We start from the raw sequence: 26,647 nt of genomic DNA on the forward strand, positions 1-26,647 counted from the left end.
CAAGGTGAATTCTGTCACAGATGTTTTTGTTAAATGTACTTTCTTCAGCCACCCTCGACGTTCATACAATTGGCCGGCATCTCTACCAAGGGGGAGTGAGTGGTTGACGTGCCCGATCTACTCGGCACCCGGACTCCGCACCCAGGGCCGCTCCCATTCCCGTGGCCCCTGTGCGGTCACAACGAACCGGAGCTGCGGGCCCGCGCCCGTCAATTGCACGCATATCTCGAAGGCATTTCCGAGGATGACGTGGTGGCCGTCGGCGCCGCCCTCGCGCGCGAGACACGCGCGCAGGACGGGCCGCACCGCGCCGTCGTCGTGGCCTCCTCGGTCACCGAGCTGACCGCCGCGCTCGCCGCCCTCGCCCAGGGCCGCCCACACCCCTCGGTGGTACGCGGTGTCGCCCGACCCACGGCACCGGTGGTGTTCGTCCTGCCCGGTCAGGGCGCCCAGTGGCCCGGCATGGCGACCCGACTGCTCGCCGAGTCGCCCGTCTTCGCCGCGGCGATGCGGGCCTGCGAGCGGGCCTTCGACGAGGTCACCGACTGGTCGTTGACCGAGGTCCTGGACTCACCCGAGCACCTGCGCCGCGTCGAGGTGGTCCAGCCCGCGCTCTTCGCGGTGCAGACCTCACTGGCCGCCCTGTGGCGGTCGTTCGGGGTGCGACCCGACGCCGTACTCGGACACAGCATCGGTGAGCTGGCCGCCGCCGAGGTCTGCGGCGCCGTCGACGTCGAGGCCGCCGCGCGGGCCGCCGCCCTGTGGAGCCGCGAGATGGTCCCACTGGTGGGCCGGGGTGACATGGCGGCGGTGGCGCTCTCCCCGGCCGAGCTGGCAGCCCGGGTCGAGCGGTGGGACGACGACGTCGTGCCGGCCGGGGTCAACGGTCCCCGGTCGGTGCTGCTCACCGGCGCTCCCGAGCCCATCGCACGGCGGGTCGCCGAGCTGGCGGCACAGGGCGTACGCGCCCAGGTCGTCAACGTGTCGATGGCGGCGCACTCGGCGCAGGTCGACGCCGTCGCCGAGGGCATGCGCTCGGCGCTGACCTGGTTCGCCCCCGGCGACTCCGACGTGCCCTACTACGCCGGCCTCACCGGCGGGCGGCTGGACACCCGGGAACTCGGCGCCGACCACTGGCCGCGCAGTTTCCGGCTCCCGGTGCGCTTCGACGAGGCGACCCGTGCGGTCCTGGAACTGCAGCCCGGCACGTTCATCGAGTCGAGCCCGCACCCGGTGCTGGCGGCCTCCCTGCAGCAGACCCTCGACGAGGTCGGGTCCCCGGCCGCGATCGTGCCGACCCTGCAACGCGACCAGGGCGGTCTGCGGCGGTTCCTGCTCGCCGTGGCGCAGGCGTACACCGGTGGCGTGACAGTCGACTGGACCGCCGCCTACCCCGGGGTGACCCCCGGCCACCTGCCGTCGGCCGTCGCCGTCGAGACCGACGAGGGACCCTCGACGGAGTTCGACTGGGCCGCGCCCGACCACGTACTGCGCGCGCGGCTGCTGGAGATCGTCGGCGCCGAGACGGCCGCGCTCGCCGGGCGGGAGGTCGACGCCCGGGCCACCTTCCGGGAACTGGGCCTCGACTCGGTCCTCGCGGTGCAGCTGCGGACCCGCCTCGCCACGGCGACCGGGCGGGATCTGCACATCGCCATGCTCTACGACCACCCGACCCCGCACGCCCTCACCGAGGCGCTGCTGCGCGGCCCGCAGGAGGAGCCGGGGCGGGGTGAGGAGACGGCACACCCGACGGAGGCCGAACCCGACGAACCCGTCGCCGTGGTCGCCATGGCGTGCCGGCTGCCCGGCGGCGTCACCTCACCGGAGGAGTTCTGGGAGCTGCTGGCCGAGGGGCGGGACGCCGTCGGCGGGCTGCCCACCGACCGGGGATGGGACCTGGACTCGCTGTTCCACCCGGACCCGACCCGGTCGGGCACGGCGCACCAGCGCGCTGGTGGCTTCCTCACCGGCGCCACCTCCTTCGACGCTGCCTTCTTCGGGCTGTCGCCACGGGAGGCACTGGCCGTCGAGCCGCAGCAGCGGATCACGTTGGAGCTGTCGTGGGAGGTGCTGGAACGCGCCGGGATCCCCCCGACGTCGTTGCGGACCTCCCGGACCGGGGTGTTCGTCGGTCTGATCCCCCAGGAGTACGGCCCCCGGCTGGCCGAGGGGGGTGAGGGCGTCGAGGGCTACCTGATGACCGGGACCACCACCAGCGTCGCCTCCGGTCGGGTCGCCTACACCCTCGGCCTGGAGGGGCCGGCGATCAGCGTCGACACCGCCTGCTCGTCGTCGCTCGTCGCCGTGCACCTGGCGTGCCAGTCGCTGCGGCGCGGCGAGTCGACGATGGCGCTCGCCGGTGGCGTGACGGTGATGCCGACACCGGGCATGCTCGTGGACTTCAGTCGGATGAACTCCCTCGCCCCCGACGGACGGTCCAAGGCGTTCTCGGCCGCCGCCGACGGGTTCGGCATGGCCGAAGGCGCAGGGATGCTCCTGCTGGAACGGCTCTCGGACGCCCGCCGCCACGGCCACCCGGTGCTCGCCGTGATCAGGGGCACCGCTGTCAACTCCGACGGCGCGAGCAACGGACTCTCCGCCCCGAACGGCCGGGCCCAGGTCCGGGTGATCCGACAGGCCCTCGCCGAGTCCGGGCTGACGCCCCACACCGTCGACGTCGTGGAGACCCACGGCACCGGCACCCGCCTCGGTGATCCGATCGAGGCACGGGCGCTCTCCGACGCGTACGGCGGTGACCGTGAGCACCCGCTGCGGATCGGCTCGGTCAAGTCCAACATCGGGCACACCCAGGCCGCCGCCGGTGTCGCCGGTCTGATCAAACTGGTGTTGGCGATGCAGGCCGGTGTCCTGCCCCGCACCCTGCACGCCGACGAGCCGTCACCGGAGATCGACTGGTCCTCGGGCGCGATCAGCCTGCTCCAGGAGCCCGCTGCCTGGCCCGCCGGCGAGCGGCCCCGCCGGGCCGGGGTGTCCTCGTTCGGCATCAGCGGCACCAACGCACACGCGATCATCGAGGAGGCGCCGCCGACCGGTGACGACACCCGACCCGACCGGATGGGCCCGGTGGTGCCCTGGGTGCTCTCGGCGAGCACCGGCGAGGCGTTGCGCGCCCGGGCGGCGCGGCTGGCCGGGCACCTACGCGAGCACCCCGACCAGGACCTGGACGACGTCGCCTACTCGCTGGCCACCGGTCGGGCCGCGCTGGCGTACCGTAGTGGGTTCGTGCCCGCCGACGCGTCCACGGCGCTGCGGATCCTCGACGAACTCGCCGCCGGTGGATCCGGGGACGCGGTGACCGGCACCGCCCGCGCCCCGCAGCGCGTCGTCTTCGTCTTCCCCGGCCAGGGATGGCAGTGGGCGGGGATGGCAGTCGACCTGCTCGACGGCGACCCGGTCTTCGCCTCGGTGCTGCGGGAGTGCGCCGACGCGTTGGAACCGTACCTGGACTTCGAGATCGTCCCGTTCCTGCGGGCCGAGGCGCAGCGCCGGACCCCCGACCACACGCTCTCCACCGACCGCGTCGACGTGGTCCAGCCGGTGCTGTTCGCGGTGATGGTGTCCCTGGCGGCCCGGTGGCGGGCGTACGGGGTGGAACCGGCGGCCGTCATCGGACACTCCCAGGGGGAGATCGCCGCGGCGTGTGTGGCCGGGGCGCTCTCGCTGGACGACGCGGCCCGGGCGGTGGCCCTGCGCAGCCGGGTCATCGCCACCATGCCCGGCAACGGCGCGATGGCCTCGATCGCCGCCTCCGTCGACGAGGTGGCGGCCCGGATCGACGGGCGGGTCGAGATCGCCGCCGTCAACGGTCCGCGCGCGGTGGTGGTCTCCGGCGACCGTGACGACCTGGACCGCCTGGTCGCCTCCTGCACCGTCGAGGGGGTGCGGGCCAAGCGGCTGCCGGTGGACTACGCGTCGCACTCCTCGCACGTCGAGGCCGTCCGTGACGCGCTCCACGCCGAACTCGGCGAGTTCCGGCCGCTGCCGGGCTTCGTGCCGTTCTACTCGACAGTCACCGGCCGCTGGGTCGAGCCCGCCGAACTCGACGCCGGGTACTGGTTTCGCAACCTGCGCCACAGGGTCCGGTTCGCCGACGCGGTCCGCTCCCTCGCCGACCAGGGGTACACGACGTTCCTGGAGGTCAGCGCCCACCCGGTGCTCACCACGGCGATCGAGGAGATCGGTGAGGACCGTGGCGGTGACCTCGTCGCTGTCCACTCGCTGCGACGTGGGGCCGGCGGTCCCGTCGACTTCGGCTCCGCGCTGGCCCGCGCCTTCGTGGCCGGCGTCGCAGTGGACTGGGAGTCGGCGTACCAGGGTGCCGGGGCGCGTCGGGTGCCGCTGCCCACGTACCCGTTCCAGCGTGAGCGCTTCTGGTTGGAACCGAATCCGGCCCGCAGGGTCGCCGACTCCGACGACGTCTCGTCCCTGCGGTACCGCATCGAATGGCACCCGACCGATCCGGGTGAGCCGGGACGGCTCGACGGCACCTGGCTGCTGGCGACGTACCCCGGTCGGGCCGACGACCGGGTCGAGGCGGCGCGGCAGGCGCTGGAGTCCGCCGGGGCGCGGGTCGAGGACCTGGTGGTGGAGCCCCGGACGGGCCGGGTCGACCTGGTGCGGCGGCTCGACGCCGTGGGTCCGGTGGCGGGCGTGCTCTGCCTGTTCGCTGTCGCGGAGCCGGCGGCCGAACACTCCCCGCTGGCGGTGACGTCGTTGTCGGACACGCTCGACCTGACCCAGGCGGTGGCCGGGTCGGGCCGGGAGTGTCCGATCTGGGTGGTCACCGAGAACGCCGTCGCCGTCGGGCCCTTCGAACGGCTCCGCGACCCGGCCCACGGCGCGCTCTGGGCCCTCGGTCGGGTCGTCGCCCTGGAGAACCCCGCCGTCTGGGGCGGCCTGGTCGACGTGCCGTCGGGTTCGGTCGCCGAGCTGTCGCGTCACCTCGGGACGACCCTGTCCGGCGCCGGCGAGGACCAGGTCGCCCTCCGACCCGACGGGACGTACGCCCGCCGGTGGTGCAGGGCGGGCGCGGGCGGCACGGGCCGGTGGCAGCCCCGGGGCACGGTGCTCGTCACCGGCGGCACCGGCGGGGTCGGTCGGCACGTCGCCCGGTGGCTGGCCCGCCAGGGCACCCCGTGCCTGGTGCTGGCCAGCCGCCGGGGACCGGACGCCGACGGGGTCGAGGAGCTACTCACCGAACTCGCCGACCTGGGCACCCGGGCCACCGTCACCGCCTGCGACGTCACCGACCGGGAGCAGCTCCGTGCCCTCCTCGCGACCGTCGACGACGAGCACCCGCTGTCGGCGGTGTTCCACGTCGCCGCGACGCTCGACGACGGCACCGTCGAGACCCTCACCGGTGACCGCATCGAACGGGCCAACCGGGCGAAGGTGCTCGGTGCCCGCAACCTGCACGAGCTGACCCGGGACGCCGACCTCGACGCGTTCGTGCTCTTCTCCTCCTCCACCGCCGCGTTCGGCGCGCCGGGGCTCGGCGGCTACGTCCCGGGCAACGCCTACCTCGACGGTCTCGCCCAGCAGCGACGCAGCGAGGGACTCCCGGCCACCTCGGTGGCGTGGGGTACCTGGGCGGGCAGCGGGATGGCCGAGGGTCCGGTCGCCGACCGGTTCCGCCGGCACGGGGTCATGGAGATGCACCCCGACCAGGCCGTCGAGGGTCTCCGGGTGGCACTGGTGCAGGGTGAGGTAGCCCCGATCGTCGTCGACATCAGGTGGGACCGGTTCCTCCTCGCGTACACCGCGCAGCGCCCCACCCGGCTCTTCGACACCCTCGACGAGGCCCGTCGGGCCGCGCCCGGTCCCGACGCCGGGCCGGGGGTGGCGGCGCTGGCCGGGCTGCCCGTCGGGGAACGCGAGAAGGCGGTCCTCGACCTGGTACGGACGCACGCGGCTGCCGTCCTCGGCCACGCCTCGGCCGAGCAGGTGCCCGTCGACAGGGCCTTCGCCGAACTCGGCGTCGACTCGCTGTCGGCCCTGGAACTGCGCAACCGGCTGACCACTGCGACCGGGGTCCGGCTGGCCACGACGACGGTCTTCGACCACCCGGACGTACGGACCCTGGCCGGACACCTGGCCGCCGAACTGGGCGGCGGATCGGGGCGGGAGCGGCCCGGGGGCGAGGCCCCGACGGTGGCCCCGACCGACGAGCCGATCGCCATCGTCGGGATGGCCTGCCGGCTGCCGGGGGGAGTGGACTCACCGGAGCAGCTGTGGGAGTTGATCGTCTCCGGGCGGGACACCGCCTCGGCGGCACCCGGGGACCGGAGCTGGGATCCGGCGGAGTTGATGGTCTCCGACACGACGGGCACCCGTACCGCCTTCGGCAACTTCATGCCCGGGGCGGGCGAGTTCGACGCGGCGTTCTTCGGGATCTCGCCGCGTGAGGCGTTGGCGATGGATCCGCAGCAGCGGCACGCCCTGGAGACCACCTGGGAGGCGCTGGAGAACGCCGGTATCCGGCCCGAGTCGTTGCGCGGTACGGACACCGGTGTCTTCGTGGGCATGTCCCATCAGGGGTACGCCACCGGCCGCCCGAAGCCCGAGGACGAGGTCGACGGCTACCTGTTGACAGGCAACACCGCGAGCGTCGCCTCCGGTCGGATCGCGTACGTGTTGGGGTTGGAGGGGCCGGCGATCACTGTGGACACGGCGTGTTCGTCGTCGCTTGTGGCGTTGCACGTGGCGGCGGGTTCGTTGCGTTCTGGGGACTGTGGTCTGGCGGTGGCGGGTGGGGTGTCGGTGATGGCCGGTCCGGAGGTGTTCAGGGAGTTCTCCCGGCAGGGCGCGTTGGCTCCGGACGGCAGGTGCAAGCCCTTCTCGGACGAGGCCGACGGCTTCGGTCTGGGGGAGGGGTCGGCCTTCGTCGTGTTGCAGCGGTTGTCGGTGGCGGTGCGGGAGGGGCGTCGGGTGTTGGGTGTGGTGGTGGGTTCGGCGGTGAATCAGGATGGGGCGAGTAATGGGTTGGCGGCGCCGTCGGGGGTGGCGCAGCAGCGGGTGATTCGGCGGGCGTGGGGTCGTGCGGGTGTGTCGGGTGGGGATGTGGGTGTGGTGGAGGCGCATGGGACGGGGACGCGGTTGGGGGATCCGGTGGAGTTGGGGGCGTTGTTGGGGACGTATGGGGTGGGTCGGGGTGGGGTGGGTCCGGTGGTGGTGGGTTCGGTGAAGGCGAATGTGGGTCATGTGCAGGCGGCGGCGGGTGTGGTGGGTGTGATCAAGGTGGTGTTGGGGTTGGGTCGGGGGTTGGTGGGTCCGATGGTGTGTCGGGGTGGGTTGTCGGGGTTGGTGGATTGGTCGTCGGGTGGGTTGGTGGTGGCGGATGGGGTGCGGGGGTGGCCGGTGGGTGTGGATGGGGTGCGTCGGGGTGGGGTGTCGGCGTTTGGGGTGTCGGGGACGAATGCTCATGTGGTGGTGGCGGAGGCGCCGGGGTCGGTGGTGGGGGCGGAACGGCCGGTGGAGGGGTCGTCGCGGGGGTTGGTGGGGGTGGCTGGTGGTGTGGTGCCGGTGGTGCTGTCGGCAAAGACCGAAACCGCCCTGCACGCCCAGGCACGTCGACTCGCCGACCACCTGGAGACGCACCCCGACGTCCCGATGACCGACGTGGTGTGGACGCTGACGCAGGCCCGCCAACGCTTCGACAGGCGCGCGGTCCTCCTCGCCGCCGACCGGACCCAGGCCGTGGAACGGCTGCGCGGCCTCGCCGGGGGCGAACCGGGGACCGGTGTGGTGTCGGGGGTGGCGTCGGGTGGTGGTGTGGTGTTTGTTTTTCCTGGTCAGGGTGGTCAGTGGGTGGGGATGGCGCGGGGGTTGTTGTCGGTTCCGGTGTTTGTGGAGTCGGTGGTGGAGTGTGATGCGGTGGTGTCGTCGGTGGTGGGGTTTTCGGTGTTGGGGGTGTTGGAGGGTCGGTCGGGTGCGCCGTCGTTGGATCGGGTGGATGTGGTGCAGCCGGTGTTGTTCGTGGTGATGGTGTCGTTGGCGCGGTTGTGGCGGTGGTGTGGGGTTGTGCCTGCGGCGGTGGTGGGTCATTCGCAGGGGGAGATCGCGGCGGCGGTGGTGGCGGGGGTGTTGTCGGTGGGTGATGGTGCGCGGGTGGTGGCGTTGCGGGCGCGGGCGTTGCGGGCGTTGGCCGGCCACGGCGGCATGGCCTCGGTACGCCGAGGCCGCGACGACGTACAGAAGCTCCTCGACAGCGGCCCCTGGACGGGGAAGCTGGAGATCGCCGCGGTCAACGGCCCCGACGCGGTGGTGGTCTCCGGCGACCCCCGAGCCGTGACCGAGCTGGTCGAGCACTGTGACGGGATCGGGGTCCGGGCCCGGACGATCCCCGTCGACTACGCCTCCCACTCCGCACAGGTCGAGTCGCTCCGGGAGGAGCTGCTCTCCGTCCTGGCCGGGATCGAGGGCCGCCCGGCGACGGTGCCGTTCTACTCCACCCTCACCGGTGGGTTCGTCGACGGCACCGAACTGGACGCCGACTACTGGTACCGCAACCTGCGCCACCCGGTGCGGTTCCACGCCGCCGTCGAGGCGCTGGCAGCGCGTGACCTCACCACGTTCGTCGAGGTCAGCCCGCACCCCGTGCTGTCGATGGCGGTCGGGGAGACGCTTGCCGACGTGGAGTCCGCCGTCACTGTGGGCACCCTGGAACGCGACACCGACGACGTCGAGCGCTTCCTCACCTCCCTCGCCGAGGCGCACGTCCACGGCGTACCCGTGGACTGGGCGGCGGTCCTCGGCTCCGGAACCCTGGTCGACCTGCCCACCTATCCCTTCCAGGGACGGCGGTTCTGGCTGCACCCCGACCGTGGTCCGCGTGACGATGTCGCCGACTGGTTCCACCGGGTCGACTGGACGGCGACGGCCACCGACGGGTCGGCCCGACTCGACGGTCGCTGGCTGGTGGTCGTACCCGAGGGGTACACGGACGACGGCTGGGTCGTGGAGGTGCGGGCCGCCCTCGCCGCCGGTGGTGCCGAGCCGGTGGTGACGACGGTCGAGGAGGTCACCGACCGGGTCGGTGACAGCGACGCGGTGGTGTCGATGCTCGGGCTGGCCGACGACGGTGCGGCCGAGACCCTGGCGCTGCTGCGACGACTCGACGCACAGGCGTCCACCACCCCACTGTGGGTGGTCACCGTGGGGGCCGTCGCCCCCGCCGGTCCGGTGCAGCGCCCCGAACAGGCGACGGTGTGGGGGTTGGCCCTTGTCGCCTCCCTGGAACGCGGACACCGGTGGACCGGCCTGCTGGATCTGCCGCAGACACCGGACCCGCAGCTACGACCCCGGCTGGTCGAGGCGCTCGCCGGTGCCGAGGACCAGGTAGCGGTCCGCGCCGACGCCGTACACGCCCGTCGGATCGTCCCCACCCCGGTCACCGGAGCCGGGCCGTACACCGCCCCGGGCGGGACGATCCTCGTCACCGGGGGCACCGCCGGTCTGGGTGCCGTCACCGCCCGATGGCTCGCCGAGCGCGGTGCCGAACACCTCGCCCTGGTCAGCCGGCGCGGGCCGGGCACCGCCGGCGTCGACGAGGTGGTCCGGGACCTGACCGGGCTCGGCGTACGGGTGTCGGTGCACTCCTGCGACGTCGGCGACCGCGAGTCGGTCGGCGCCCTGGTGCAGGAGTTGACAGCAGCCGGTGACGTGGTCCGGGGGGTGGTCCACGCTGCCGGTCTGCCCCAGCAGGTGCCACTGACCGACATGGACCCGGCCGACCTCGCCGACGTGGTGGCCGTGAAGGTCGACGGCGCGGTGCACCTGGCCGACCTGTGCCCGGAGGCCGAACTGTTCCTGCTGTTCTCCTCCGGGGCCGGGGTGTGGGGCAGTGCCCGTCAGGGTGCGTACGCCGCCGGAAACGCCTTCCTGGACGCCTTCGCCCGACACCGGCGGGACCGGGGTCTGCCCGCCACCTCGGTGGCGTGGGGGCTCTGGGCGGCCGGGGGGATGACAGGGGACCAGGAGGCGGTGTCGTTCCTGCGTGAGCGGGGCGTACGGCCGATGTCGGTGCCGAGGGCACTGGAAGCGCTGGAACGGGTCCTCACCGCCGGGGAGACCGCGGTGGTCGTCGCCGACGTCGACTGGGCGGCCTTCGCCGAGTCGTACACCTCCGCCCGGCCCCGGCCGCTGCTCCACCGGCTCGTCACACCTGCGGCGGCGGTCGGCGAGCGCGACGAGCCGCGTGAGCAGACCCTCCGGGACCGGCTGGCGGCCCTGCCCCGGGCCGAGCGGTCGGCGGAGCTGGTACGCCTGGTCCGGCGGGACGCCGCAGCCGTGCTCGGCAGCGACGCGAAGGCCGTACCCGCCACCACGCCGTTCAAGGACCTCGGGTTCGACTCGCTGGCCGCGGTCCGGTTCCGTAACCGGCTGGCCGCCCACACCGGTCTGCGTCTGCCGGCCACCCTGGTCTTCGAGCACCCGAACGCCGCAGCCGTCGCCGACCTCCTCCACGACCGACTCGGCGAGGCCGGCGAGCCGACCCCCGTCCGGTCGGTGGGCGCCGGACTGGCCGCGCTGGAGCAGGCCCTGCCCGACGCCTCCGACACGGAGCGGGTCGAGCTGGTCGAGCGCCTGGAACGGATGCTCGCCGGGCTCCGCCCCGAGGCCGGAGCCGGGGCCGACGCCCCGACCGCCGGTGACGACCTGGGGGAGGCCGGCGTCGACGAACTCCTCGACGCGCTCGAACGGGAACTCGACGCCAGGTGAACCCGAACTGACCGCAGCCGCAGCCGAAGCAGAGACCGAGGACCTGTGACTGACAACGACAAGGTGGCGGAGTACCTCCGTCGTGCGACGCTCGACCTGCGGGCCGCCCGCAAGCGCCTGCGCGAGCTGCAATCCGACCCGATCGCGGTCGTCGGCATGGCCTGCCGCCTACCGGGCGGGGTGCACCTCCCGCAGCACCTGTGGGACCTCCTGCGCCAGGGGCACGAGACGGTGTCCACCTTCCCCACCGGGCGCGGCTGGGACCTGGCCGGGCTCTTCCACCCGGACCCCGACCACCCCGGCACCAGCTACGTCGACCGGGGTGGGTTCCTCGACGACGTGGCGGGCTTCGACGCCGAGTTCTTCGGGATCTCCCCGCGCGAGGCCACGGCCATGGACCCGCAACAGCGGCTGCTGTTGGAGACCAGTTGGGAGCTGGTGGAGAGCGCCGGCATCGATCCGCACTCCCTGCGTGGCACCCCGACCGGCGTCTTCCTCGGCGTGGCGCGGCTCGGCTACGGCGAGAACGGCACCGAAGCCGGTGACGCCGAGGGCTATTCGGTGACCGGGGTGGCACCCGCTGTCGCCTCCGGGCGGATCTCCTACGCCCTCGGGCTGGAGGGTCCGTCGATCAGCGTGGACACCGCGTGCTCGTCGTCGTTGGTGGCGCTGCACCTGGCGGTCGAGTCGCTGCGGCTGGGCGAGTCGAGTCTCGCTGTCGTCGGCGGGGCGGCGGTCATGGCGACACCAGGGGTGTTCGTCGACTTCAGCCGCCAGCGGGCGTTGGCCGCTGACGGCAGGTCGAAGGCCTTCGGGGCCGCCGCCGACGGGTTCGGCTTCTCCGAGGGGGTCTCCCTCGTCCTGCTCGAACGGCTCTCCGAGGCCGAAAGCAACGGCCACGAGGTGTTGGCTGTCATCCGTGGCTCCGCCCTCAACCAGGACGGGGCCAGCAACGGTCTCGCCGCGCCGAACGGGACCGCCCAGCGCAAGGTGATCCGGCAGGCGCTACGAAACTGCGGCCTGACCCCGGCCGACGTGGACGCCGTGGAGGCGCACGGCACCGGCACCACGCTCGGCGACCCGATCGAGGCCAACGCCCTGCTGGACACCTACGGCCGTGACCGGGATCCGGACCACCCGCTGTGGCTGGGGTCGGTGAAGTCGAACATCGGCCACACGCAGGCGGCGGCGGGCGTCACCGGGCTGCTCAAGATGGTGCTGGCACTGCGCCACGAGGAACTGCCCGCCACCCTGCACGTCGACGAGCCCACCCCGCACGTGGACTGGTCCTCGGGAGCGGTACGCCTGGCGACCCGGGGCCGGCCGTGGCGGCGGGGTGACCGGCCGAGGCGGGCCGGGGTGTCGGCGTTCGGCATCAGCGGGACCAACGCCCACGTGATCGTCGAGGAGGCACCCGAGCGGACCACCGAGCGCACCGTCGGCGGCGACGTCGGCCCGGTCCCGCTCGTGGTGTCCGCCCGGTCGGCGGCGGCGCTACGGGCCCAGGCGGCCCAGGTCGCCGAGCTGGTGGAGGGCTCCGACGTCGGGCTGGCGGAGGTCGGGCGGAGCCTGGCCGTGACCCGGGCGCGACACGAGCACCGGGCGGCGGTGGTGGCGTCGACCCGGGCCGAGGCGGTGCGGGGGCTGCGCGAGGTCGCGGCGGTCGAACCGCGCGGCGAGGACACCGTCACCGGGGTCGCCGAGACGTCCGGGCGCACCGTCGTCTTCCTCTTCCCGGGACAGGGGTCCCAGTGGGTCGGGATGGGCGCGGAGCTGCTGGACTCGGCACCGGCGTTCGCCGACACGATCCGCGCCTGCGACGAGGCGATGGCACCGTTGCAGGACTGGTCGGTCTCCGACGTGCTCCGGCAGGAGCCGGGGGCACCGGGACTGGACCGGGTCGACGTGGTGCAGCCGGTGCTGTTCGCGGTGATGGTGTCGTTGGCGCGGTTGTGGCAGTCGTACGGGGTCACCCCCGCTGCGGTGGTGGGGCACTCGCAGGGGGAGATCGCCGCCGCCCACGTGGCGGGTGCGCTCTCCCTCGCCGACGCGGCGAGGCTGGTGGTGGGCCGCAGCCGGTTGCTGCGGTCGCTGTCCGGGGGCGGCGGCATGAGCGCCGTCGCGCTCGGTGAGGCCGAGGTACGCCGCCGACTGCGGTCGTGGGAGGACCGGATCTCCGTGGCCGCCGTCAACGGACCCCGGTCGGTGGTGGTGGCCGGGGAACCGGAGGCGCTGCGGGAGTGGGGACGGGAGCGGGAGGCCGAGGGCGTACGGGTCCGCGAGATCGACGTCGACTACGCCTCGCACTCGCCGCAGATCGACAGGGTCCGTGACGAACTCCTGACGGTCACGGGGGAGATCGAGCCCCGGTCGGCGGAGATCACCTTCTACTCGACGGTCGACGTCCGTGCTGTCGACGGCACCGACCTGGACGCGGGGTACTGGTACCGCAACCTGCGGGAGACGGTCCGGTTCGCCGACGCGATGACCCGGTTGGCCGACTCGGGATACGACGCGTTCGTCGAGGTCAGCCCGCATCCGGTGGTGGTGTCGGCGGTCGCCGAGGCGGTCGAGGAGGCAGGTGTCGAGGACGCCGTCGTCGTCGGCACCCTGTCCCGGGGCGACGGCGGACCGGGGGCGTTCCTGCGGTCGGCGGCCACCGCCCACTGCGCCGGTGTGGACGTCGACTGGACGCCCGCCCTCCCGGGAGCTGCGACGATCCCGTTGCCGACGTACCCGTTCCAACGGAAGCCGTACTGGCTGCGGTCGTCTGCTCCCGCCCCCGCCTCCCACGATCTCGCCTACCGGGTGTCCTGGACGCCGATCACCCCGCCCGGGGACGGCGTACTCGACGGCGACTGGCTGGTGGTGCACCCCGGGGGCAGCACCGGATGGGTCGACGGGTTGGCGGCGGCGATCACCGCCGGCGGTGGCCGGGTCGTCGCCCACCCGGTGGACTCCGTGACCTCCCGGACCGGCCTGGCCGAGGCGCTCGCCCGGCGGGACGGCACGTTCCGGGGGGTGCTGTCGTGGGTGGCGACCGACGAACGGCACGTCGAGGCCGGTGCGGTCGCCCTGCTGACCCTGGCGCAGGCGTTGGGTGACGCCGGAATCGACGCACCACTGTGGTGCCTGACCCAGGAGGCGGTCCGTACCCCCGTCGACGGTGACCTGGCCCGACCGGCGCAGGCCGCCCTGCACGGTTTCGCCCAGGTCGCCCGGCTGGAGCTGGCCCGCCGCTTCGGTGGGGTGCTCGACCTGCCCGCCACCGTCGACGCCGCCGGGACGCGTCTGGTCGCGGCGGTCCTCGCCGGCGGCGGCGAGGACGTCGTCGCCGTCCGTGGCGACCGTCTCTACGGCCGTCGCCTGGTCAGGGCGACCCTGCCGCCGCCCGGCGGGGGGTTCACCCCGCACGGCACCGTCCTGGTCACCGGCGCGGCCGGTCCGGTGGGCGGTCGGCTGGCCCGGTGGCTCGCCGAACGGGGTGCCACCCGACTCGTCCTGCCCGGCGCACACCCGGGCGAGGAGTTGCTGACCGCGATCCGGGCCGCCGGTGCCACCGCCGTGGTGTGCGAACCGGAGGCGGAGGCACTGCGTACGGCGATCGGCGGGGAGTTGCCGACCGCGCTCGTACACGCCGAGACGTTGACGAACTTCGCCGGCGTCGCCGACGCCGACCCCGAGGACTTCGCCGCCACCGTCGCGGCGAAGACCGCGCTGCCGACGGTCCTGGCGGAGGTGCTCGGCGACCACCGCCTCGAACGGGAGGTCTACTGCTCGTCGGTGGCCGGGGTCTGGGGTGGGGTCGGCATGGCCGCGTACGCCGCCGGCAGCGCCTACCTCGACGCCCTGGTCGAGCACCGTCGCGCCCGGGGGCACGCCAGCGCCTCGGTGGCCTGGACCCCGTGGGCCCTGCCCGGCGCGGTCGACGACGGTCGGCTGCGCGAGCGCGGCCTGCGCAGCCTCGACGTGGCCGACGCCCTCGGGACGTGGGAACGTCTGCTCCGCGCCGGTGCGGTGTCGGTGGCCGTCGCCGACGTCGACTGGTCGGTCTTCACAGAGGGTTTCGCGGCCATCCGGCCGACCCCGCTCTTCGACGAACTCCTCGACCGGCGCGGGGACCCCGACGGCGCGCCCGTCGACCGGCCGGGGGAGCCGGCGGGCGAGTGGGGTCGACGAATCGCGGCGCTGTCCCCGCAGGAACAGCGGGAGACGTTGCTGACCCTCGTCGGCGAGACGGTCGCGGAGGTGCTGGGACACGAGACCGGCACCGAGATCAACACCCGTCGGGCCTTCAGCGAACTCGGCCTCGACTCGCTGGGCTCGATGGCCCTGCGTCAGCGCCTGGCGGCCCGTACCGGCCTGCGGATGCCGGCCTCGCTGGTCTTCGACCACCCGACGGTCACCGCGCTCGCGCGGTACCTGCGTCGACTGGTCGTCGGGGACTCCGACCCGACCCCGGTACGGGTGTTCGGCCCCACCGACGAGGCCGAACCCGTCGCCGTGGTCGGCATCGGCTGCCGGTTCCCCGGCGGCATCGCCACCCCCGAGGACCTCTGGCGGGTGGTGTCCGAGGGCACCTCCATCACCACCGGATTCCCCACCGACCGGGGCTGGGACCTCCGGCGGCTCTACCACCCCGACCCGGACCACCCCGGCACCAGCTACGTCGACAGGGGGGGATTCCTCGACGGGGCCCCGGACTTCGACCCCGGGTTCTTCGGGATCACCCCCCGCGAGGCGCTGGCGATGGACCCGCAGCAGCGGCTCACCCTGGAGATCGCGTGGGAGGCGGTGGAACGGGCGGGCATCGACCCGGAGACCCTCCTCGGCAGCGACACCGGCGTCTTCGTCGGCATGAACGGCCAGTCCTACCTGCAACTGCTGACCGGGGAGGGTGACCGGCTCAACGGCTACCAGGGGTTGGGCAACTCGGCGAGCGTGCTCTCCGGCCGTGTCGCCTACACCTTCGGGTGGGAGGGGCCGGCGCTGACGGTGGACACCGCCTGCTCGTCCTCGCTGGTCGCCATCCACCTCGCCATGCAGTCGCTGCGTCGGGGTGAGTGCTCGCTGGCGTTGGCCGGCGGGGTGACGGTCATGGCCGACCCGTACACCTTCGTGGACTTCAGCGCACAGCGGGGGCTCGCCGCCGACGGGCGGTGCAAGGCGTTCTCCGCGCAGGCCGACGGGTTCGCCCTCGCCGAGGGCGTCGCGGCGCTCGTCCTCGAACCGTTGTCCAAGGCGCGGCGAAACGGCCACCAGGTGCTGGCGGTGCTGCGCGGCAGCGCCGTCAACCAGGACGGGGCCAGCAACGGCCTCGCCGCCCCGAACGGGCCGTCGCAGGAACGGGTGATCAGGCAGGCCCTGACCGCCTCCGGGCTGCGTCCCGCCGACGTCGACATGGTGGAGGCGCACGGGACGGGCACCGAACTCGGCGACCCGATCGAGGCCGGGGCGCTCATCGCGGCGTACGGCCGGGACCGGGACCGGCCGCTCTGGCTGGGCTCGGTGAAGACGAACATCGGCCACACCCAGGCCGCCGCCGGTGCCGCCGGGGTGATCAAGGCGGTCCTGGCGATGCGGCACGGCGTACTCCCGAGGTCGCTGCACGCCGACGAGTTGTCCCCGCACATCGACTGGGCGGACGGGAAGGTCGAGGTGCTCCGCGAGGCACGACAGTGGCCCCCCGGTGAGCGCCCCCGCCGCGCCGGGGTGTCCTCCTTCGGCGTCAGCGGGACCAACGCCCACGTCATCGTCGAGGAGGCACCCGCCGAACCGGACCCCGAACCGGTTCCCGCCGCCCCGGGCGGGCCCCTGCCCTTCGTCCTGCACGGACGCAGCGTCCAGACGGTCCGGTCCCAGGCGCGGACCCTCGCCGAACACCTGCGCACCACCGGCCACCGGGACCTCGCCGACACCGCCCGTACCCTGGCCACCGGTCGCGCCCGTTTCGACGTCCGGGCCGCAGTGCTCGGCACCGACCGGGAGGGTGTCTGCGCCGCCCTCGACGCGCTGGCGCAGGATCGCCCCTCGCCCGACGTCGTCGCCCCGGCGGTCTTCGCCGCCCGTACCCCCGTCCTGGTCTTCCCCGGGCAGGGGTCGCAGTGGGTCGGCATGGCCCGTGACCTGCTCGACTCCTCCGAGGTGTTCGCCGAGTCGATGGGCCGGTGCGCCGAGGCGCTGTCGCCGTACACCGACTGGGACCTGCTCGACGTGGTCCGTGGGGTCGGCGACCCCGACCCGTACGACCGGGTGGACGTGCTCCAGCCGGTGCTGTTCGCGGTGATGGTGTCGCTGGCGCGGTTGTGGCAGTCGTACGGGGTGACTCCGGGTGCGGTGGTGGGTCACTCGCAGGGGGAGATCGCCGCCGCGCACGTGGCTGGTGCGTTGTCGTTGGCCGACGCCGCCAGGGTGGTGGCGTTGCGCAGCCGGGTGCTGCGGGAGCTCGACGACCAGGGCGGCATGGTGTCGGTCGGCACCTCCCGCGCCGAGTTGGACTCGGTCCTGCGCCGGTGGGACGGGCGGGTCGCGGTGGCGGCGGTGAACGGACCCGGCACGCTCGTGGTGGCCGGACCCACCGCCGAACTGGACGAGTTCCTCGCGGTGGCCGAGGCCCGCGAGATGAGGCCGCGTCGGATCGCGGTGCGCTACGCGTCGCACTCCCCGGAGGTGGCCCGGGTCGAACAGCGGCTCGCCGCCGAACTCGGCACCGTCACCGCCGTCGGCGGCACGGTCCCGCTCTACTCCACCGCCACCGGGGACCTCCTCGACACCACAGCCATGGACGCCGGGTACTGGTACCGCAACCTGCGCCAACCGGTGCTGTTCGAGCACGCCGTCCGCAGCCTCCTGGAGCGGGGATTCGAGACGTTCATCGAGGTCAGCCCGCACCCTGTGCTGCTGATGGCGGTCGAGGAGACCGCCGAGGACGCCGAGCGCCCGGTCACCGGCGTGCCGACGCTGCGCCGCGACCACGACGGGCCGTCGGAGTTCCTCCGCAACCTCCTGGGGGCGCACGTGCACGGGGTCGACGTCGACCTGCGTCCGGCGGTCGCCCACGGCCGCCTGGTCGACCTGCCCACCTACCCCTTCGACAGGCAGCGGCTCTGGCCCAAGCCGCACCGCAGGGCCGACACCTCGTCGCTGGGGGTCCGTGACTCGACCCACCCGCTGCTGCACGCCGCAGTCGACGTACCCGGTCACGGCGGAGCGGTGTTCACCGGGCGGCTCTCCCCCGACGAGCAGCAGTGGCTGACCCAGCACGTGGTGGGTGGGCGGAACCTGGTGCCCGGCAGTGTCCTGGTCGACCTCGCGCTCACCGCCGGGGCCGACGTCGGCGTGCCGGTGCTGGAGGAACTCGTCCTGCAGCAGCCGCTGGTGTTGACCGCCGCCGGTGCGTTGCTGCGCCTGTCGGTCGGCGCCGCCGACGAGGACGGGCGGCGGCCGGTCGAGATCCACGCCGCCGAGGACGTCTCCGACCCGGCCGAGGCCCGGTGGTCGGCGTACGCGACCGGGACCCTCGCCGTCGGCGTGGCCGGCGGCGGCCGGGACGGCACACAGTGGCCCCCGCCCGGCGCCACCGCCCTGACGTTGACCGACCACTACGACACCCTCGCCGAACTGGGCTACGAGTACGGGCCGGCGTTCCAGGCGCTGCGCGCCGCGTGGCAGCACGGCGACGTGGTCTACGCGGAGGTGTCCCTCGACGCCGTCGAGGAGGGGTACGCGTTCGACCCGGTGCTGCTCGACGCCGTCGCCCAGACCTTCGGCCTGACCAGTCGCGCCCCCGGGAAGCTCCCCTTCGCCTGGCGGGGCGTCACCCTGCACGCCACCGGGGCCACTGCGGTACGGGTGGTGGCGACCCCCGCCGGACCGGACGCGGTGGCCCTGCGGGTCACCGACCCGACCGGTCAGCTCGTCGCCACGGTGGACGCCCTGGTCGTCAGGGACGCCGGGGCGGATCGGGACCAGCCGCGCGGCCGCGACGGCGACCTGCACCGCCTGGAGTGGGTACGGCTGGCCACCCCGGACCCGACCCCGGCGGCGGTGGTGCACGTGGCGGCCGACGGGCTCGACGACCTGCTGCGCGCCGGTGGTCCGGCACCACAGGCCGTCGTCGTCCGCTACCGTCCCGACGGCGACGACCCGACGGCCGAGGCCCGTCACGGGGTGCTCTGGGCGGCCACGCTCGTGCGCCGTTGGCTCGACGACGACCGGTGGCCCGCCACCACCCTGGTGGTGGCCACGTCCGCAGGGGTCGAGGTCTCCCCCGGGGACGACGTGCCGCGCCCCGGGGCCGCCGCCGTGTGGGGGGTGCTGCGCTGCGCCCAGGCGGAGTCCCCGGACCGCTTCGTGCTCGTCGACGGCGACCCGGAGACGCCCCCGGCGGTGCCGGACAATCCGCAGCTCGCGGTCCGTGACGGTGCGGTGTTCGTGCCACGGCTGACGCCGCTCGCCGGTCCCGTGCCGGCCGTCGCCGACCGGGCGTACCGGCTGGTGCCCGGCAACGGCGGCTCCATCGAGGCAGTGGCCTTCGCCCCCGTCCCCGACGCCGACCGGCCCCTGGCGCCGGAGGAGGTACGCGTCGCCGTCCGCGCCACCGGCGTGAACTTCCGTGACGTCCTGCTCGCGCTCGGCATGTACCCGGAACCGGCCGAGATGGGCACCGAGGCGTCCGGTGTGGTCACCGAGGTCGGGTCGGGTGTCCGGCGGTTCACCCCCGGCCAGGCGGTGACGGGCCTGTTCCAGGGGGCCTTCGGGCCGGTGGCGGTCGCCGACCACCGGCTCCTCACCCCGGTCCCCGACGGGTGGCGGGCGGTGGACGCCGCAGCCGTACCCATCGCGTTCACCACCGCCCACTACGCGCTGCACGACCTGGCCGGGTTGCAGGCCGGGCAGTCCGTGCTGGTCCACGCCGCCGCCGGCGGGGTGGGGATGGCTGCCGTCGCGTTGGCCCGTCGGGCCGGGGCGGAGGTGTTCGCCACGGCCAGCCCGGCCAAACACCCGACGCTGCGGGCGCTCGGCCTCGACGACGACCACATCGCCTCGTCCCGGGAGAGCGGGTTCGGTGAGCGGTTCGCCGCGCGTACCGGGGGGCGGGGCGTCGACGTGGTCCTGAACTCGCTCACCGGCGACCTGCTCGACGAGTCCGCGCGGCTGCTCGCCGACGGCGGGGTCTTCGTCGAGATGGGCAAGACCGACCTGCGGCCGGCGGAGCAGTTCCGGGGCCGGTACGTCCCGTTCGACCTGGCCGAGGCCGGTCCCGATCGGCTCGGCGAGATCCTGGAGGAGGTCGTCGGTCTGCTGGCCGCCGGTGCCCTCGACCGGTTGCCGGTGTCGGTGTGGGAGTTGTCGGCGGCCCCGGCCGCGCTCACCCACATGAGCCGGGGCCGACACGTGGGCAAGCTCGTCCTCACCCAGCCCGCCCCCGTGCACCCCGACGGAACGGTGCTGGTCACCGGCGGGACCGGCACCCTGGGGCGGCTGGTCGCCCGCCACCTGGTGACCGGGCACGGCGTACCCCACCTCCTGGTGGCCAGCCGGCGCGGTCCGGCGGCCCCGGGCGCGGCCGAGCTGCGCGCCGACGTCGAAGGCCTCGGCGCGACCATCGAGATCGTCGCCTGCGACACCGCCGACCGGGAGGCGCTCGCGGCGCTGCTCGACTCGATCCCCGCGGACCGTCCGCTGACCGGGGTGGTGCACACCGCCGGGGTCCTGGCCGACGGGCTGGTCACCTCCATCGACGGGACCGCCACCGATCAGGTCCTGCGGGCCAAGGTCGACGCGGCGTGGCACCTGCACGACCTGACCCGGGACGCGGACCTGAGCTTCTTCGTGCTGTTCTCGTCGGCGGCGTCGGTGCTGGCCGGTCCCGGGCAGGGCGTGTACGCGGCGGCCAACGGGGTCCTCAACGCCCTGGCCGGGCAACGGCGGGCCCTCGGACTGCCCGCGAAGGCGCTCGGGTGGGGCCTGTGGGCGCAGGCCAGCGAGATGACCAGCGGCCTCGGTGACCGGATCGCCCGTACCGGGGTCGCCGCGCTGCCGACCGAGCGGGCGCTGGCCCTGTTCGACGCGGCTCTGCGCAGCGGCGGGGAGGTGCTGTTCCCGCTGTCTGTCGACAGGTCGGCGCTGCGCCGGGCCGAGTACGTCCCCGAGGTGCTGCGCGGCGCGGTCCGGTCCACGCCACGGGCCGCCAACAGGGCCGAGACCCCGGGCCGGGGCCTGCTCGACCGTCTCGTCGGTGCACCCGAGACCGATCAGGTGGCCGCGCTGGCCGAGCTGGTCCGCTCGCACGCGGCGGCGGTCGCCGGCTACGACTCGGCCGACCAGCTGCCCGAACGCAAGGCGTTCAAGGACCTCGGGTTCGACTCGCTGGCGGCGGTGGAGCTGCGCAACCGGCTCGGCGTCACCACCGGCGTACGGCTGCCCAGCACGCTGGTGTTCGACCACCCGACACCGCTGGCGGTGGCCGAACACCTGCGGTCGGAGTTGTTCGCCGACTCCGCGCCGGACGTCGGGGTCGGTGCGCGCCTCGACGACCTGGAACGGGCGCTCGACGCCCTGCCCGACGCGCAGGGACACGCCGACGTCGGGGCCCGCCTGGAGGCGCTGCTGCGCCGGTGGCAGAGCCGACGACCCCCGGAGACCGAGCCAGTGACGATCAGTGACGACGCCAGTGACGACGAGCTGTTCTCGATGCTCGACAGGCGTCTCGGCGGGGGAGGGGACGTCTAGGTGACAGGTCGATTCCGCCCCGCGGCAGTGGACCGTACCGCCCTGACAGGTCCACCGGGTTCGCGTCGCCTCCCACACCCGACGGCCGGGGTATCCACGGAAGGGATCCGATGAGCGAGAGCAGCGGCATGACCGAGGACCGCCTCCGGCGCTATCTCAAGCGCACCGTCGCCGAACTCGACTCGGTGACAGGTCGGCTCGACGAGGTCGAGTACCGGGCCCGCGAACCGATCGCCGTCGTCGGCATGGCCTGCCGGTTCCCCGGGGGTGTGGACTCGCCGGAGGCGTTCTGGGAGTTCATCCGCGACGGTGGTGACGCGATCGCCGAGGCGCCCACGGACCGTGGCTGGCCGCCGGCACCGCGACCCCGCCTCGGTGGTCTCCTCGCGGAGCCGGGCGCGTTCGACGCCGCCTTCTTCGGCATCTCACCCCGCGAGGCGCTCGCGACGGACCCCCAGCAGCGCCTGATGCTGGAGATCTCCTGGGAGGCGTTGGAGCGTGCGGGTTTCGACCCGTCGAGCCTGCGCGGCAGCGCCGGTGGCGTCTTCACCGGTGTCGGTGCGGTGGACTACGGACCCAGGCCGGACGAGGCACCCGAGGAGGTGCTCGGCTACGTCGGCATCGGCACCGCCTCCAGCGTCGCCTCCGGACGGGTGGCGTACACCCTGGGGTTGGAGGGTCCAGCCGTCACCGTCGACACCGCCTGCTCCTCCGGGCTCACCGCGGTGCACCTGGCGATGGAGTCGCTGCGCCGCGACGAGTGCACCCTGGTCCTCGCCGGTGGGGTCACCGTGATGAGCAGCCCGGGTGCGTTCACCGAGTTCCGCAGCCAGGGCGGGTTGGCCGAGGACGGCCGCTGCAAACCGTTCTCCCGCGCCGCCGACGGCTTCGGGCTCGCCGAGGGGGCCGGGGTCCTGGTGCTCCAACGGCTGTCCGTCGCCCGGGCCGAGGGCCGGCCGGTGCTGGCCGTACTGCGTGGCTCGGCGATCAACCAGGACGGTGCCAGCAACGGGCTCACCGCGCCGAGCGGCCCCGCCCAGCGGCGGGTGATCAGGCAGGCGTTGGAGCGGGCGCGGCTGCGTCCCGTCGACGTGGACTACGTGGAGGCCCACGGCACCGGCACCCGGCTGGGCGATCCGATCGAGGCGCACGCCCTGCTCGACACGTACGGTGCCGACCGGGAACCCGGCCGCCCGCTCTGGGTCGGATCGGTGAAGTCCAACATCGGTCACACCCAGGCGGCGGCGGGGGTGGCCGGGGTGATGAAGACCGTGCTGGCGCTGCGGCATCGGGAGATCCCGGCGACGTTGCACTTCGACGAGCCCTCGCCGCACGTCGACTGGGACCGGGGTGCGGTGTCGGTGGTGTCCGAGACCCGGCCCTGGCCGGTGGGGGAGCGCCCGCGCCGGGCGGGGGTGTCCTCGTTCGGCATCAGCGGCACCAACGCGCACGTCATCGTCGAGGAGGCGCCGAGCCCGCAGGCGGCCGACCTCGACCCGACCCCCGGCCCGGCAACCGGAGCGACCCCCGGAACGGATGCCGCCCCCACCGCCGAGCCGGGTGCGGAGGCGGTCGCACTGGTGTTCTCCGCGCGCGACGAGCGGGCCCTGCGCGCCCAGGCGGCCCGGCTCGCCGACCGTCTCACCGACGACCCGGCCCCCTCGTTGCGCGACACCGCCTTCACCCTGGTCACCCGCCGTGCCACCTGGGAGCATCGGGCGGTCGTCGTCGGCGGGGGCGAGGAGGTCCTCGCCGGCCTCCGGGCCGTCGCCGGGGGACGTCCCGTCGACGGAGCCGTCAGCGGGCGGGCGCGCGCCGGCCGCCGGGTGGTGCTGGTCTTCCCCGGGCAGGGCGCACAGTGGCAGGGCATGGCCCGGGACCTGCTGCGGCAGTCGCCGACCTTCGCGGAGTCCATCGACGCCTGCGAGCGGGCGCTCGCCCCGCACGTGGACTGGTCGCTGCGCGAGGTGCTCGACGGCGAGCAGTCGTTGGACCCCGTCGACGTGGTGCAGCCGGTGCTGTTCGCGGTGATGGTGTCGTTGGCGCGGTTGTGGCAGTCGTACGGGGTGACTCCGGGTGCGGTGGTGGGTCACTCGCAGGGGGAGATCGCCGCCGCGCACGTGGCTGGTGCGTTGTCGTTGGCCGACGCCGCCAGGGTGGTGGCGTTGCGCAGCCGGGTGCTGCGCCGTCTCGGTGGTCACGGCGGGATGGCGTCGTTCGGGCTCCACCCCGACCAGGCCGCCGAGCGGATCGCGCGCTTCGCGGGTGCGCTGACTGTCGCCTCGGTCAACGGTCCCCGTTCGGTGGTGCTGGCCGGGGAGAACGGCCCGTTGGACGAGCTGATCGCCGAGTGCGAGGCCGAGGGCGTGACCGCCCGTCGGATCCCCGTCGACTACGCCTCACACTCCCCGCAGGTGGAGTCGCTGCGTGAGGAGCTGCTCGCCGCACTGGCCGGGGTCCGTCCGGTGTCGGCCGGGATCCCCCTGTACTCGACCCTGACCGGTCAGGTCATCGAAACGGCGACGATGGACGCCGACTACTGGTTCGCCAACCTCCGGGAGCCGGTGCGCTTCCAGGACGCCACCAGGCAGCTCGCCGAGGCGGGGTTCGACGCCTTCGTCGAGGTCAGCCCGCACCCGGTGTTGACAGTCGGTGTCGAGGCCACCCTCGAGGCAGTGCTGCCCCCCGACGCGGATCCGTGTGTCACAGGCACCCTGCGCCGCGAACGCGGCGGTCTCGCGCAGTTCCACACCGCGCTCGCCGAGGCGTACACCCGGGGGGTGGAGGTCGACTGGCGTACCGCAGTGGGTGAGGGACGCCCGGTCGACCTGCCGGTCTACCCGTTCCAACGACAGAACTTCTGGCTCCCGGTCCCCCTGGGCCGGGTCCCCGACACCGGCGACGAGTGGCGTTACCAGCTCGCCTGGCACCCCGTCGACCTCGGGCGGTCCTCCCTGGCCGGACGGGTCCTGGTGGTGACCGGAGCGGCAGTACCCCCGGCCTGGACGGACGTGGTCCGCGACGGCCTGGAACAGCGCGGGGCGACCGTCGTGTTGTGCACCGCGCAGTCGCGCGCCCGGATCGGCGCCGCACTCGACGCCGTCGACGGCACCGCCCTGTCCACTGTGGTCTCTCTGCTCGCGCTCGCCGAGGGCGGTGCTGTCGACGACCCCAGCCTGGACACCCTCGCGTTGGTCCAGGCGCTCGGCGCAGCCGGGATCGACGTCCCCCTGTGGCTGGTGACCAGGGACGCCGCCGCCGTGACCGTCGGAGACGACGTCGATCCGGCCCAGGCCATGGTCGGTGGGCTCGGCCGGGTGGTGGGCGTGGAGTCCCCCGCCCGGTGGGGTGGCCTGGTGGACCTGCGCGAGGCCGACGCCGACTCGGCCCGGTCGCTGGCCGCCATACTGGCCGACCCGCGCGGCGAGGAGCAGTTCGCGATCCGGCCCGACGGCGTCACCGTCGCCCGTCTCGTCCCGGCACCGGCCCGCGCGGCGGGTACCCGGTGGACGCCGCGCGGGACCGTCCTGGTCACCGGCGGCACCGGCGGCATCGGCGCGCACCTGGCCCGCTGGCTCGCCGGTGCGGGCGCCGAGCACCTGGTGCTGCTCAACAGGCGGGGAGCGGAGGCGGCCGGTGCCGCCGACCTGCGTGACGAACTGGTCGCGCTCGGCACGGGAGTCACCATCACGGCCTGCGACGTCGCCGACCGCGACCGGTTGGCGGCCGTCCTCGACGCCGCACGGGCGCAGGGACGGGTGGTCACGGCGGTGTTCCACGCCGCCGGGATCTCCCGGTCCACAGCGGTACAGGAGCTGACCGAGAGCGAGTTCACCGAGATCACCGACGCGAAGGTGCGGGGTACGGCGAACCTGGCCGAACTCTGTCCCGAGCTGGACGCCCTCGTGCTGTTCTCCTCGAACGCGGCGGTGTGGGGCAGCCCGGGGCTGGCCTCCTACGCGGCGGGCAACGCCTTCCTCGACGCCTTCGCCCGTCGTGGTCGGCGCAGTGGGCTGCCGGTCACCTCGATCGCCTGGGGTCTGTGGGCCGGGCAGAACATGGCCGGTACCGAGGGCGGCGACTACCTGCGCAGCCAGGGCCTGCGCGCCATGGACCCGCAGCGGGCGATCGAGGAGCTGCGGACCACCCTGGACGCCGGGGACCCGTGGGTGTCGGTGGTGGACCTGGACCGGGAGCGGTTCGTCGAACTGTTCACCGCCGCCCGCCGCCGGCCCCTCTTCGACGAACTCGGTGGGGTCCGCGCCGGGGCCGAGGAGACCGGTCAGGAATCGGATCTCGCCCGGCGGCTGGCGTCGATGCCGGAGGCCGAACGTCACGAGCATGTCGCCCGGCTGGTCCGAGCCGAGGTGGCAGCGGTGCTGGGCCACGGCACGCCGACGGTGATCGAGCGTGACGTCGCCTTCCGTGACCTGGGATTCGACTCCATGACCGCCGTCGACCTGCGGAACCGGCTCGCGGCGGTGACCGGGGTCCGGGTGGCCACGACCATCGTCTTCGACCACCCGACAGTGGACCGCCTCACCGCGCACTACCTGGAACGACTCGTCGGTGAGCCGGAGGCGACGACCCCGGCTGCGGCGGTCGTCCCGCAGGCACCCGGGGAGGCCGACGAGCCGATCGCGATCGTCGGGATGGCCTGCCGCCTCGCCGGTGGAGTGCGTACCCCCGACCAGTTGTGGGACTTCATCGTCGCCGACGGCGACGCGGTCACCGAGATGCCGTCGGACCGGTCCTGGGACCTCGACGCGCTGTTCGACCCGGACCCCGAGCGGCACGGCACCAGCTACTCCCGGCACGGCGCGTTCCTGGACGGGGCGGCCGACTTCGACGCGGCGTTCTTCGGGATCTCGCCGCGTGAGGCGTTGGCGATGGATCCGCAGCAGCGGCAGGTCCTGGAGACGACGTGGGAGCTGTTCGAGAACGCCGGCATCGACCCGCACTCCCTGCGCGGTACGGACACCGGTGTCTTCCTCGGCGCTGCGTACCAGGGGTACGGCCAGAACGCGCAGGTGCCGAAGGAGAGTGAGGGTTACCTGCTCACCGGTGGTTCCTCGGCGGTCGCCTCCGGTCGGATCGCGTACGTGTTGGGGTTGGAGGGGCCGGCGATCACTGTGGACACGGCGTGTTCGTCGTCGCTTGTGGCGTTGCACGT

3 protein-coding genes are annotated in these 26,647 nt (G+C 73.9%); all 3 read left to right on the forward strand.

The annotated features are described in order from the left end of the window. Positions 1 to 252: 252 nt before the first annotated feature. Positions 253 to 10,740 (forward strand): SDR family NAD(P)-dependent oxidoreductase, encoded by a 10,488-nt coding sequence (locus ABT336_RS12295; RefSeq protein WP_350896606.1) that lies wholly within the window; start codon positions 253 to 255, stop codon positions 10,738 to 10,740. A gap of 45 nt (positions 10,741 to 10,785) precedes the next feature. After that, a complete protein-coding gene (locus tag ABT336_RS12300; protein ID WP_350896607.1) occupies positions 10,786 to 21,474 on the forward strand; it encodes an SDR family NAD(P)-dependent oxidoreductase in 10,689 nt (3,562 codons plus the stop codon). 110 nt (positions 21,475 to 21,584) lie between these two features. After that, positions 21,585 to 26,647, forward strand: a 5,063-nt coding sequence (locus ABT336_RS12305; protein ID WP_350896608.1) for an SDR family NAD(P)-dependent oxidoreductase, incomplete at its 3' end; no start/stop codon positions are given.

It is taken from the genome of Micromonospora sp. NPDC000207 (genome assembly GCF_040300925.1).
Classification (GTDB): Bacteria; Actinomycetota; Actinomycetes; order Mycobacteriales; family Micromonosporaceae; genus Micromonospora.